The sequence below is a fragment of the Gordonia sp. NPDC003429 genome (assembly GCF_053588575.1).
Genome location: NZ_JBSFQF010000012.1, coordinates 52903 through 65715, shown reverse-complemented (window position 1 = coordinate 65715; position 12813 = coordinate 52903). Strand labels below are relative to the sequence as shown.

General features: G+C 67.1%; 11 protein-coding genes and 1 tRNA gene. 2 read left to right on the top strand and 10 right to left on the bottom strand.

The window, feature by feature from the left end:
- Nucleotides 1–8: 8 nt before the first annotated feature.
- Together ACWDSI_RS15130 and crgA are read right to left on the bottom strand one after the other, a co-directional pair.
- On the bottom strand, nucleotides 9–500 hold the full coding sequence (locus ACWDSI_RS15130; protein ID WP_449747997.1) for a PH domain-containing protein: 492 nt from the start codon (nucleotides 498–500) through the stop codon (nucleotides 9–11).
- A gap of 81 nt (nucleotides 501–581) precedes the next feature.
- Nucleotides 582–872, bottom strand: a complete 291-nt coding sequence (gene crgA, locus ACWDSI_RS15125) for a cell division protein CrgA (protein ID WP_449747998.1) — start codon at nucleotides 870–872, stop codon at nucleotides 582–584.
- Between the two features lie 128 nt (nucleotides 873–1000).
- On the opposite strand from crgA, the gene ACWDSI_RS15120 reads away from it, so the two are divergent.
- Nucleotides 1001–1693, top strand: a complete 693-nt coding sequence (locus ACWDSI_RS15120; RefSeq protein ID WP_449757035.1) for an aminodeoxychorismate/anthranilate synthase component II — start codon at nucleotides 1001–1003, stop codon at nucleotides 1691–1693.
- 42 nt (nucleotides 1694–1735) lie between these two features.
- Here ACWDSI_RS15120 and pknB read toward each other — a convergent pair whose 3' ends face one another.
- From pknB to ACWDSI_RS15085, 7 genes are all read right to left on the bottom strand, one after another.
- The gene (pknB, locus tag ACWDSI_RS15115) at nucleotides 1736–3667 is read right to left on the bottom strand and encodes a Stk1 family PASTA domain-containing Ser/Thr kinase (protein WP_449748000.1); all 1932 of its coding nucleotides are present in this window, start codon (nucleotides 3665–3667) and stop codon (nucleotides 1736–1738) included.
- Nucleotides 3664–5070, bottom strand: a complete 1407-nt coding sequence (locus ACWDSI_RS15110) for a protein kinase domain-containing protein (RefSeq protein WP_449748001.1) — start codon at nucleotides 5068–5070, stop codon at nucleotides 3664–3666. The genes pknB and ACWDSI_RS15110 overlap by 4 nt, the downstream gene beginning before the upstream one ends.
- Nucleotides 5067–6566 carry a peptidoglycan D,D-transpeptidase FtsI family protein gene (locus ACWDSI_RS15105; RefSeq protein ID WP_449748002.1) on the bottom strand — a complete coding sequence of 500 codons (1500 nt, stop codon included), beginning with the start codon at nucleotides 6564–6566 and terminating at the stop codon, nucleotides 5067–5069. Before ACWDSI_RS15105 ends, ACWDSI_RS15110 begins: the two co-directional genes overlap by 4 nt.
- Nucleotides 6563–7996 (bottom strand): FtsW/RodA/SpoVE family cell cycle protein, encoded by a 1434-nt coding sequence (locus ACWDSI_RS15100; protein ID WP_449757034.1) that lies wholly within the window; start codon nucleotides 7994–7996, stop codon nucleotides 6563–6565. The genes ACWDSI_RS15105 and ACWDSI_RS15100 overlap by 4 nt, the downstream gene beginning before the upstream one ends.
- Entirely contained in the window at nucleotides 7997–9490 is a 1494-nt protein-coding gene (locus ACWDSI_RS15095) for a PP2C family protein-serine/threonine phosphatase (RefSeq protein ID WP_449748004.1), read from the bottom strand. It lies immediately after the preceding gene.
- Nucleotides 9487–9951 (bottom strand): FHA domain-containing protein FhaB/FipA, encoded by a 465-nt coding sequence (locus ACWDSI_RS15090; RefSeq protein ID WP_449748005.1) that lies wholly within the window; start codon nucleotides 9949–9951, stop codon nucleotides 9487–9489. The genes ACWDSI_RS15095 and ACWDSI_RS15090 overlap by 4 nt, the downstream gene beginning before the upstream one ends.
- Before the next feature lie 194 nt (nucleotides 9952–10145).
- Nucleotides 10146–11366 carry a DUF3662 and FHA domain-containing protein gene (locus tag ACWDSI_RS15085; RefSeq protein ID WP_449748006.1) on the bottom strand — a complete coding sequence of 407 codons (1221 nt, stop codon included), beginning with the start codon at nucleotides 11364–11366 and terminating at the stop codon, nucleotides 10146–10148.
- A 328-nt stretch (nucleotides 11367–11694) separates the two neighbouring features.
- On the opposite strand from ACWDSI_RS15085, the gene ACWDSI_RS15080 reads away from it, so the two are divergent.
- Nucleotides 11695–11780, top strand: a tRNA-Leu gene (locus ACWDSI_RS15080).
- A gap of 271 nt (nucleotides 11781–12051) precedes the next feature.
- Here ACWDSI_RS15080 and ACWDSI_RS15075 read toward each other — a convergent pair.
- Nucleotides 12052–12786 carry an SDR family NAD(P)-dependent oxidoreductase gene (locus ACWDSI_RS15075; protein WP_449757033.1) on the bottom strand — a complete coding sequence of 245 codons (735 nt, stop codon included), beginning with the start codon at nucleotides 12784–12786 and terminating at the stop codon, nucleotides 12052–12054.
- Nucleotides 12787–12813: the final 27 nt, after the last annotated feature.

The window sequence follows — 12813 nt, the reverse complement described above, 5'->3', positions numbered from 1 at the left end:
GTCACACGTCAGCGTTTGTCGTCGACGACGAACCCCGCCCGCCGCAATGCGTCACCGACGTCCTCGAGGTCGGCCCCCAGGTCCCACCGGCTGAACACGATGAGCCGGGTGTCGTCGCGCAACGGGCCGCCTTGATTGGCCGGCGGCGCGCCGTCGGGGAGCACTTCGAGCTGTAGCTGACCGGAGCGGCGGTTGATGCGGCGTAGGTTACGCAGCTCGACGTGCTCCACCCGGTCGACGGGATAGGTCTGCGTTCCGCCGATCGTGCGGACCGTCACCTGCGCGCCGGGGCCCAGCGCCAGCCGTGGCCGGATGGTCAGCGTGTACACGCCGAGACCGAGAGCCAACAGACCCGCGACGCCCATGATGATCGTTCCCGCGGGTTCGGACCTTCCGGCGATTGCCGCCACGAGCAGCACTGCGCCTGCGACGGCCAGGACGATCCCGTATGCCCGCGGTGTCGACCACGATTCGGGCGCCGGAGCAGCAGAGTTATCCACAGGGGTTACTCACAATGGGGATGACTTACACACATGTAATTTCCACACTGTGGAAATCGGATACAAGCCTGTTGTGGCAGGTCAACGCCACCGCATGGTCATCAGCAGGCCGATCACCATCAGCGCGAAACCGATCAGGAAGTTCCACGAACCCAGATTGGCCATCCAATGCAGCGCCTGCCCTTCGCCGCCGTAAGCGGTGGGGCTGGCGGCAAGGTAGTAGACGATCAGCCAGGCGAGGCCGAGCAGCATGAGACCGAGCATCACGCCCACATAGATGCTGCTGGACGGCCCGGTCTTGACCTTGACCGGTGTCCGCGACGCCGGGTTGATCGTGTAATCGGTCTTCTTCCGGACTTTTGACTTCGGCATGACTTCCTCGGTTGGGGTACTGAAACGCTGCGTCCACGGTATCTCACCAGGTCGCCGTCGCCGAACGGTCGCGGGTCCGGTGACCGGGAGCAGAACTGGTCGCGGGGTACCACCGGTACCCTGGGCGTGTGAGTGCGCCGCAGCAGTCGACGGGCCGGGTGCTCGTCGTCGACAACTATGACAGCTTCGTCTACAACCTGGTCCAGTATCTGGGTCAGCTGGGCGTGGAGGCCGTGGTGTGGCGCAACGACGATCCCGCCCTGACCGACGAGAACGGCGGGTTCAGCACGGACTCGTTGCGCGCGGCGGTCGACGGATTCGACGGGGTGTTGCTGAGTCCGGGCCCGGGCACCCCGCAGCGCGCCGGCGCCACCATTCCGCTGGTGCACCTCGCCGCGGCCGACCATGTACCGCTGCTCGGCGTCTGCCTCGGTCACCAGGCGATCGGCGCCGCGTTCGGCGGCACCGTCGACCGGGCCCCGGAGTTGTTGCACGGCAAGACGTCGCTGGTGTTCCACGACGACAGCGGGGTCCTCGCCGGACTGCCCGACCCGTTCACCGCGACCCGATACCACTCGTTGACGGTGCTGCCCGAGACCATTCCCGACGAGCTGCGGGTCACCGGCCGCACCGAGTCGGGCATCGTGATGGCGATGCAGCACCGCGAGTTGCCCATCCACGGCGTGCAGTTCCATCCGGAGAGTGTGCTCACCCAGGGTGGACACCGGATGCTCGCCAACTGGCTCGCGGTGTGCGGTGTTGATGTGCCCGAATCACTGGTGTCCGAACTCGAACACGACATGGCCGCGGCCATCGGCTGATCACAGCCGTAGGTCACTCGCGCCCGAACCCGGTCGGCGGACTCACGGCGGGAGCAGGCTCAGCTCTCCCACGGTCACCGACACCGCGCCGTTCTTCGCGAGCTTTCCCCCCGAGTTGGGATCCTGGTCGACGATCTTGCCGATGTCGGGGCTCCCGATCGGCACACCGCGCGTCGTCTGGGTCAGCGTCGAGCCGGTCCATCCCTGCGCCTTGAGGGTGGCCTGGGCTTGCGCCGGCGTCTGCCCACGCAGGTCCGGCACCACGAACAGATTGCCGCGCGACACGGTGACCTGCACGGTGCTGCCCTGGTCGACGGTTTCCCCGGCCGCCGGCGACGAGCTGATCACCTGTCCGGCGGGCAGATCCGAGTCGGCCGACACGGCCACCATCTTCAGCCCGGCCTGGTCGAGCATTTGCTGCGCCTGGTCGCGGCTGAGACCCACGATGTCGCGGACGGTGACCTGTTTGGGTCCGGTACCCACGTGCAGCACGATCAGTCCGTTGACCGGCGCCTCGGTGCCCGACGCCGGGGTGGTGTTGACCACCTTGCCCTTCAGGTCAGCGGTGGAGTCCACCTCGTCGGTGCGAATGTTGGTGAATCCCAGCACTTTCAGCGCGTCGGTCGCCTGCTCGGGTGTCTTGGTCTGCAACGGCGGGATCGAGTGCCGTTGCGGTCCGGTCGAGATGTAGAGCGTCACCTCGGAGTCCTCCGGGGCCATGACGTCGGCTCCCGGTGTGGAACGGGTGGCGTTGCCCGCGGGTACATCAAGGCTGGGTTCCTGGAGCTGTTTCACCCGGAAACCGGCCTTGACGAGATTGTTTTCGGCGTCTTTCGCCGAGAGTCCGTTCACCGACGGCACCGCGATCTGCCGTGCGGACTCCGACGCCCAGGGTGCCCACCACAGCAGCAATCCGGCGAGCAGCAGCACCACCATGGCCGCCGACCCGAGGATCAACGGCCGGGAGCGCCGGCGCAGCGGTTCGTCGTCGGCGGCATCACGGCGATGTGACCCGGTGCCGCCCGACCCCGACCCCGCGCCGGCGTCGAGGCTGCGCAGCGCGCGCCGCGGTCCGGAGTCGAGGAACTCGGTGCGGTCCTCGTCGCTGAGCAGCAGCGGAGCCGACGGCCTGCCACCCGCGAGCACCTTGATCAGGTCCGACCGCAACTCGGCCGCCGACTGATAGCGGTTCTCCTTGTTCTTGCTCATCGCCTTGAGCACCACCGAATCCAGCTCACGCGGGATGTCGGGTTTGATCGACGACGGCCACGGCGGATCCTCGTGCACGTGCTGATGCGCGACGGCCACCGGAGAGTCACCGGTGAACGGCGGCTGCCCGGTGAGCAGCTCGAACAGCACACACCCCATCGAGTAGATGTCCGAGCGCGGATCCACCTTGATGCCGCGCGCCTGCTCGGGCGAGAGGTACTGGGCGGTGCCCATCACCGCCGAGGTCTGCGTCATCGTCGACGTCGAATCGCTGATCGCGCGGGCGATGCCGAAGTCCATCACCTTCACCGCACCGGACTTGTCGATCATCACGTTCGCCGGCTTCATGTCGCGGTGCACGATGCCGTTGCGGTGACTGAAATCCATCGCCGCGGCCACGTCGGCCATCCAGGTCATCGCCTGGCGCGGCGAGATGGGACCGTTGGCGCGCAGCACGTCACGCAGCGTCTCGCCGTCGACGTACTCCATCACGATGAACGGCAGCGGACCGTCGGGTGTCGTGGCCTCTCCGGTGTCGAACACCTGCACGATCGTCGGGTGGTTGAGCTTGGCGGCGTTCTGCGCCTCACGGCGGAAGCGCAGATAGAACGACGGGTCGCGGGCCAGGTCGGCGCGCAGCACCTTGATCGCGACGTCCCGGTTGAGCAGGAGGTCACGTGCGAAATGCACCTCCGACATCCCGCCGAATCCGAGCGTTTCGCCCAGTTCGTAGCGGTCGGAGAGGTGATGCGGCGTGGAGGTCATTGTCCTGGCAGGCAGATCGGGGGGCAGAAGCGACCGGTCACGGTCGGCGCACCCGTATCGGGTTGGGTGGTCGGGGTGGGTGTCTCCTGGGTCGGGGTGGGTTCTTCGGTCGTGGTCTCCGTGGTCGTTTCGTCCTGGGTCGTCGTGGTGGGCTCACGACGTGTGGTGGTCGGTTCGTCGTCGGCGGTGGTGGGGACCGTGGCGGTGGTGGTCTGCGTGACCGTCGCCGGTGGCGACGGCGTGTCGGACGAGCTCGAGTTCAGGTTGGCCACCCAGAATCCGATGAGCCCGATGGCGCCGAGCAGCAGCACCGCGGCGATCCCGGCGAGCACCTTCTGCCCGGTGGTCCACCCGTTGTCGTGGTGGTCGGGCGGGGTCGGCGTCGCCGACGTGCGGGTCGGGGTGAGACCGGTGCCGCTGCTTGCGGGGGCCATGGCGGTGTTGCCCGCGGTCATCGCACGGGTGGCGCCGGTCGGGCGGGCGGCGGCGATCCCGGCTCCGGCCGCCGCTCCGGCCGCGGCTGCCCCGGCGGCGCCGAGTGCGGCCGTTCCCGGACGTGGTGGTCGGCGACCGGCGCGCACCGCGGCCACCGCGTCGGCGAACTCCCCGCCGTTGGCGTAGCGCTGTTTGGGGTCCTTGGAGAGGGTGATGTCGATGAGTTCGCGCACCGACGCCGGGATGTTCGACGGCAGCGGCGGCGGCTCCTCGCGGATGTGTTTCATCGCAATGGTGATCGCCCCGTCGCCGAGGAAGGGCCGACGTCCGGTGAGCGCTTCGTATCCCACCACGCCCAGCGAGTACACGTCCGACGCGGCGGTGGCCTCACCGCCGGTGGCCTGCTCGGGCGAGATGTACTGGGCGGTGCCCATCACCATGCCGGTCTGGGTCACCGGTGCCGAGTCGACGGCCTTGGCGATACCGAAGTCGGTGATCTTCACCTGCCCGGTGGGGGTGATGAGGATGTTGCCGGGTTTGACGTCGCGGTGCACCAGACCGGCGCTGTGCGCGGCCTGCAACGCGCGACCGGTCTGCTCGAGCATGTCGAGGGTGTTGGCCAGCGACAGTCGTCCCAGCCGTGAGATCACCGAGTTCAGCGGCTCACCGTCGACAAGTTCCATCACCAGGTAGGCCAGCGGCGCGCCCCCGGTGCGGTCGGGTGTTTCACCGTAGTCGAAGACGTTTGCGATGCCCGGGTTGTTGAGCTTCGCGGTGGTCTGCGCCTCGGCGCGAAACCGTGCCGTGAACTCGGGATCATCGGAGTACTCGGCCTTGAGGACCTTCACCGCGACCCGGCGGTTGAGCCGGGTGTCGAGGGCTTCCCACACCTGGCCCATGCCACCGGTGGCGATCAGTCGCCGCAGCCGGTAACGGTCGGCGATCGTCGCCCCGTTCTGCAGGCTCATCGTCCACCTCCCACCAGCGCGTTGATCACGGCCCGTCCGATCGGTGCCGCGACCGTCGCACCCACAGAATTCACACCGTAGTCGCCGTTCTCGACCACCACGGCCACCGCGATCTGCGCGTTCGACGACGGACCGAACGCGATGTACCACGTGTACGGTGTCACGGACTCGCCGTTCGTCGTGTCCGAATGCTCGGCGGTCCCGGTCTTCGACGCGATCGAGACGGGCCCGCCGGCCCCGGCGGTGGCGCGTTCGGATTCGACCATCATCTGCGTGAGCGTCGCCGCCTCGTCGGAGGTGATGGGTTCGTTGATCGTCGTCGGTTGCGAGGTGTAGAGCGTGCGCAGATCGGCCGACTGCAGCTTATCCACCAGATATGGCTGCATCCGCACACCCCCGTTGGCGACGGTGGCCGCGATCATCGCGTTCTGCAGCGGAGTGAGGCGTACGTCGCGCTGACCGATCGCCGACTGTGCCAGCGCCGCCTTGTCGGCAATCGGCCCCACCGTCGAACGTGCCACCGGCATCGGGATGTCCGGACCCGCCTCGTCCATTCCGAATCGGCGGGAGGTTTCTTTGAAGATCGCGGTGGCGTTGGGCATCTTGGTGGTCACCAGGTCGGCGAAGGCGGTATTGCACGAGTACTTCAACGCCGTGGTCATCGATACGGTGCCCCCCGACGATTCCGGGCAGGTCTCGCCCCCGTAGTTGGGCAGCGAGATGGTGGTGTCGGGCAGGGGGAAACTCGACGCCGACGTGAGCCGGATGTCGGGTTTGATGCCGTCGCGCAGTGCGGCCGCCGAGGTGACCACCTTGTAGGTGGATCCGGGCGGGTACAGCTCGTCGATCGCGCGGTTGAGCATCGGCTGCGGCCCGTTGGGCTGATTCCACGACGACCACGCGGTCTCGCGCACCGCCTGGTCCTGGCTGGCCAGCTTGTTCGGATCGAAACTCGGGGTGGACACCATCGCGAGGACCTTGCCGGTGGTGGGTTCGATGGCCACCACAGCGCCCCGACAGCCGCCGCGGCATCCGTTCTGCATCTGGTTGTAGGCCACGCGCTGAAGCCGCGGATTGATGGTGGTCACCACGTTCCCGCCGCGGGGGTTGCGGCCGGCGAACATGTCCATGAACCGCTGCCCGAACAGTCGGTCGTCGCTGCCGGAGAGGAACTCGTTCTCGTAGTGCTCGATCCCGGTGGTGCCGTATTGGTAGGAGAAGAAGCCGGTGACCGGCGCGAACGGCAGTGCGTCGGCGGGCGGATAGGTGCGCTGGAACTTGATGCGGCTGTCGGTGGGCACCGACTGCGCGATCACCTCCCCACCGGCGGTGATGGCACCGCGCTGGCGGGAGTACTCGTCGAGCAGCACGCGGGTGTTGCGCGGGTCGGCGCGCAACGTTCCGGCCTTGAACACCTGGATGTAGGTGGAGTTGGCGAGCAGGGCGACGATCAGCACGATCACCACCATCGACACGCGGCGAATCGGTGTGTTCATACCTGGCGCACCGCCTGGGTGGGCAACGATTCGATCGGTTTGGGCTTGGGCCGCCGTTTGGTGGGGTCGGGCTCGCGGGCGGCGTTGGAGACGCGGATCAGCAACGCCAGCAGGATGTAGTTGGCCAGCAACGACGAACCGCCGTACGACATGAACGGTGTGGTGAGGCCGGTGAGCGGGATCAGTTTGGTGACGCCGCCGACCACCACGAAGATCTGGACCGCGATGGTGAACGCCAGGCCGGTGGCCAGGAGTTTGCCGAAGCTGTCGCGCACCGCCACGCCGGTGCGCAGTCCGCGCATCACGAAGATGAGGTACAGCATCAGCACCGCGAACAGTCCGGTCAGACCGAGTTCCTCACCGATGGTGGCGATGATGAAGTCGGTGTTGGCGAACGGCACGATGTTGGGCCGGCCCGAGCCGAGCCCGGTGCCGAACAGGCCGCCGGTGGCCAGCCCGAAGAGGCTTTGCGCCACTTGATATCCGGTGGTGTCGAAGGTGGCGAACGGGTCGTCCCACACCTGCACGCGCACCTGCAGGTGCGGGAACAGCTGGTAGGCGAGGAGCGCGCCCGCGACGAACAGAGTGAGCCCGATGATCACCCAGCCGACGCGTTCGGTGGCGACATACAGCATCGCGAGGATGGTGGAGAAGATGAGCAGCGGGCCGCCCAGGTCGTTCTGCAACGCGAAGATGCCGATCGTCACGATCCAGGCGATGAGCAGCGGACCGAGGTCGCGGGCGCGTGGGAGATCCATGCCGAGGAAGTGTTTGCCCGCAGTGGTGAACAGATCGCGTTTGGACACCAGCAGTGCGGCGGTGAAGATGATGATCGCGATCTTCGCGAACTCTCCGGGCTGAATGTTGAAGAACGGCGTGCGAATCCAGTTCTTGGAGCCGTTGATCTCCGAGATCGACGCGGGCAGGATCGCCGGGATCGCAAGGAAGATCACGCCACCGAGACCCAGCGTGTAGGCGTACCGCGACAAGGTGCGGTGATCGCGGATGAAGATCAGGATCGCGGCGAACGCGATGACACCCAGCAGCGCCCACAGCAACTGTTGATCGGCGTTGTTCGTCCGGTCCGACGGGCTGATCTCTTCCCCGCTGGGCCCCGACCCGAGGTCGAGGCGGTGGATGAGCACCAGCCCGAGTCCGTTGAGCACGGCGACGATCGGCAGTAGCAGCGGGTCGGCGTGCGGGGCGTAGCGACGCACCACGAAATGGGCGATGCCGAACAGAAACGTGTACGCGGCAACGTATTTCAGCAGATCCCAGGAGAGGGCCTGCCCTTGGGCGGCCTGCACGATGAGCAGCGCCACGGTCACCAGACCGATCGCGAAGATCAGCAGGACGAGTTCTGCGGTGCGACCGGTCTGCTCGGCGGGTTGACGCGGCGGTGCGTGCGTGGCGGAGGCGGGTTGTGTCATCTACGGTTCCCGGCACGGTCCGTCGTCGAACGGTTGCGTGCCCGGCGACGATGCGCCGGGGGACGAAGGCGAGGGCTGCGCCGGCGTCGACGGTGCCGGCGAGGCCAGCCCGAAGGTGGCCGGGGCCACGGTCTGCTCCTGGGCGGGCGCGCCCGGAGCCGGCGCAGGGGCAGGTGCCGGAGCCGAGGGCGCGGGAGTGGCGGTCGGCGGCTCTTTCTTGCACAGCGGTAGGAACGTGAGGCCGCGCACGCGGTTCTGGGCGGTGGCGAGGTCCACCTTGCTGATACCGAAGCTGCGCACGGTGCTCGCGCTGAGCGAGTCGAGGTCGGCGAGTTTGAGTCGGGTGCACTCGCCGGTCTCGTCGACACCCCGGAACATCACCGACGGTGTGGACGTGTCGGCGCCGACGACGCACACATGTTGGGCGGGTGTGCTCGAGGAGAAGAACAGGATCTTGTCGGGTGAGCCCTGGAAGACGGTGACCTTGCCGCTGTCGTCGCCCACGTAGTAGGTGCTGCGCAGCAGACCGCGGGCGACGAAGAACCCGATGATCAGTGCGGCGAGCACCAGGATGCCGATGCCGGGGAGAATCCAGCGGCTCCAGCGGCTGCGCTGTGGTGGTTCCTCGTCGTCGGCCAGGATGGAGGGCCGCTGCGGCTGGGCCGGCGGCGGGCGCAGTGCGGCGGCGCGACCGGCGGCGGTGGCGGGGTCGGGGGTGTAGCTCTGGTCGTCGTTGCCCGCGGCACCGCCGACCATCGGCCGCGATTCGCCGTAGGAGGTGTCGAGGACGTCGGCGAGCACCACCGTCACGTTGTCGGGGCCGCCGCCGCGCAAGGCGAGTTCGATGAGCCGGTCGGCGCATTCCTTGTCGTCGACGATGGTGCCGAGGGTCTCGGCGAGGGTCTCCTCGCTCACCACATCCGACAGTCCGTCGCTGCACAGCAGGTACCGGTCGCCGGCGCGAGCCTCGCGGATGGTGAGGGTCGGTTCCACCTCGGTCCCGGTGAGGGCGCGCATGATCAGCGAGCGCTGCGGGTGGGTGTGCGCCTGTTCGGCGGTGATGCGGCCCTCGTCGACGAGGGTCTGCACAAAGGTGTCGTCGCGGGTGATCTGGGTGAGTTCGCCGTCACGGTAGAGGTAGCCGCGGGAATCGCCGATGTGGCACAGGCCGATCCGGTTGCCGGCGAACAGGATCGCGGTGAGCGTGGTGCCCATGCCGTCGAGGTCGGGGGAGCGTTCCACCTGCTCGGCGATGGCGGCGTTGCCGCGGTGGGTGGCGCGGTCGAGGGCGGCGAGGAGGTCGCCGCCGGGTTCGTCGTCGTCGAGGGTGCGCAGCGCCTGGATGACGAGCTGGCTGGCCACCTCGCCGGCCGCGTGGCCTCCCATGCCGTCGGCCAGGGCGAGCAGGCGCGGGCCTGCGTAGAAGGAGTCCTCGTTGTTGGACCGCACCAGACCACGGTCGCTTCGCGCGATGTAGCGCAGCACCAGCGTCACGGGCGGAGCTCGATCACGGTCTTGCCGATGCGGATCGGCGTGTTCAGCGGGACCTTCACCGCGGTGGTCACCTTGGACCGGTCGAGGTAGGTGCCGTTGGTGGATCCGAGGTCCTCGACGTACCAGTCGTCGCCGCGGCGCGAGAGCCGTGCGTGGCGTTCGGAGGCGTAATCGTCGGTGAGCACGAGGGTCGAGTCGTCGGCGCGGCCGAGCAGCACGGGCTGGGTGCCCAGCGTGATGCGCGTGTTGGCCAGCGCGCCGTGGGTCACCACGAGGTGGCGGGCGGAGCCGCGTGCGACGGTCGACTTGCGTCGGCGCTTGTCACCGCCGGGTATCCGCAGCATCCGCGACCCCGACGCGGCGGCGATGTCGGTGCGCAGGGTGCGGATCACCGCGTAGACGAACAGCCACAGCAGCACCAGGAACCCGATACGGGTCAATTGCAGAACCAAGCCCTGCATCTAGTGCTCACCTCCAGCGCCATCACGTCGTCTGTATCCGCCGGGCGCCCGGTGGCGCTCGGAAGACGGCGGACCCGACTGCATCTTATGGGGTGATCCCGTGTGCGCCGTCATTCAGATGTGACAGTTCCGCATCAACATCCCGCCGACGAGGCGAGATGTCGAGCAACGCCGCAGGTCCGCCCGATGAAGCCTTACTGGAACCGGACGGTGATGTCGGAGTGTCCGATGCGGATGCGATCGCCGTCGGCAAGCTCCCAGCTGTTCACCTGGACGTCGTTGACGGTGGTGCCGTTGGTGGAGTTGAGGTCGGTGAGCATGGCGGTGCTGCCGTCCCAGCGAATCTCCACGTGACGGCGTGAGACGCCGGTGTCGGGGAGCCGGAACTGGGCGTCCTGACCGCGGCCGATCACGTTGGAGCCCTCGCGCAACTGGAAGGTGCGGTTGCTGCCGTCCTCGAGGATCAGGGTGATGGCGGTGGGGGCGTAGCCGCCGGGACGACCATAGTTCTGGTCGTAGCCGTAAGCGGGTTGCTGTCCGTAACCCTGGTCGTAGCCGTACCCCTGCGGGGCGGGCTGCTCGTAGCCCTGCTGGCCGTAGCCCTGCTGGTAGTCGTAGCCGGGCTGCTGGCCGTAGCCCTGGTCATAACCGGGCTGCTGCGGATAGCCCTGCCCGTAGCCACCCTGGCGGTAGTCGTAGCCCGGCTGCTGGCCGTAACCCTGGTCGTAGCCGGGCTGACCCTGCTGCGGGTACCCCTGCTGGCCGTAGCCCTGCTGGTAGTCGTAGCCGGGCTGCTGCCCGTAACCCTGAGGCGCCTGCTCGGCAGGCTGCTGGCCGTAGCCCTGCGGGTAGTCGTAGCCGGGCTGCTGTCCGTAACCCCGGTCGTCGTATGCGGGCTCGGGACCCCGCCGCTGGTCATATCCGGGGTTGTGGGTCATGGCGGGTGCTCCTACTTCTCGGGGTGCATTCGTGTGCGTCTGCAACTGTTGTTCTGCTGCGGCAGCGGCGGGTGTGGACTTCTGGTCCGCCGACCGCGGAGTGGCATCGGGGTTCACCGTTCCACGCGCTCGGAACATCCCGGTGTGGAGGGACGGCGATTGGTCGAACTCTACGACGACCTTCCCATAGGTCTGCCACCCATTGTCCTTGATGAAATTTTCCAGGTGCTTCGAAAACCGTCTGCGGTTGAGTTCGTACTCGGCCGCGATCTGGTCGTGATCGGTGGGGCTGAACAGCAAGGTGTAGCTGTTGGCCGCCAGGATCGCGCCGTCGCCGAGGTCCTCGAGGGATTCCTCCGCCTCGCGCTGCAGACCGTTCTCGATCTCCTGCGGGGCGACCTCACCACCGAAAACGCGAGCGAAGCCGTCGTCAACGGCACCTTCGAGTTTGCGCTCGAATCGTTGCAAGATGCCCATGGTCGACCCCCTTCACTCTCGTCGTGGCGTGTCGCCGTGCATGTGACCTTGAATGATGATACCGATACTGACGGCTAACGCCGCCTCCAAGCAACTGCTGCACCTTCTGCAACACACGTATCACGCCGGTGTATGCCGCGATCACTCGGTAAACGCGGCACGAATCTGAATACGCTGAGGCTGCAGCCAGAGCGTTTACCGATTCGAGCAGCGTTCACGTAACCGCTGGCGTCGAGTTTTACATCGCCCGGCCATTGTTGCTATCGTTCTGCAGTCCGTTGGTCGTTCCCATGGCCGACGACATGCCCGCCGAGCGATCGGCGGCCACGGGCGAGTGGCGGAATGGCAGACGCGCTGGCTTCAGGTGCCAGTGTCCTTCGGGACGTGGGGGTTCAAGTCCCCCTTCGCCCACCATTTGAGCGGTCAGCTCAGAGCGCTACAAAAGGTCAGGCCGCGGAAGCGCGGCCTGACCTTTTTGGTACCTCATACTTGCCACGCGCAGCCCAGCCCCGGGATCACACCGACGGTAAACACCGACCCCGACGCCCGCGTCGACTCTCACGACGCAATTGCGATCCCAACCGGATCGTGAGCGGTGTGCACCCGGAGCGTGCGCCGGTCAGTTTTCGGTTTCCGAATTCGACGACGAAGCCGCTCACCGGCACGCCGATACGTGCTGCTTCGATCAGATGCCGGTCACCAAGTAGCCGCCGTCGACCGGAAGCACCACCCCGGTGATGAACGACGCCGCATCCGAGGACAGGAATGCGGTGACCTTGCCGATCTCCTCCGGGGCTCCGTAACGGCCCATCGGTGTGCGGGAGAGGATGCGGTCGTTGAGTTGGGCGTCGGCCTTCAACGGCGCCAGCAGCGGCGTGTCGATCCAGCCGGGAGCAATGGCGTTGACTCGAATGTGGTCGGGAGCGTAAGCCTCGGCGAGGGAGCGGGTCAGCTGCGCAATTCCGCTCTTCGCCGCGGCGTAGGCGGCACGTGTGCCGCCACCGAAGAACGAATACATCGACGCGACGTTCACCACCGATCCGCCGTTCTTCGCGAGCAGGTCATGCCCCAGTTGGATCGTGCGGTACACCCCGGCGAGTTGGATCGAGAGCACCTTGTTGAACGGTCCCCATTCCAGTTCGCGCTCACCCATGCTGATTCCGGCGGCGGGCATGAGAATGTCGAGTGCGTCGAGTTCGGCGAACAGCCCGGTCAGATCGGCATCGTTGGTCACATCCACTTCGCGGACCTGAACGTCGAGGCCGTCGGGAAAGCCGGCTTCATCGGCACCGAGTCCGACGGCGTAGACACTCGCTCCGAGTTCGGCGAGGTATCGCGCGGTACCCGCACCCAGTCCCGATGTCCCGCCGGTGACCACCGCGGTCTTTCCGGCGAAGAGTTCTTTGGCAAACGTCGACATGGGCTACTCCTCTACGGTCACACACGC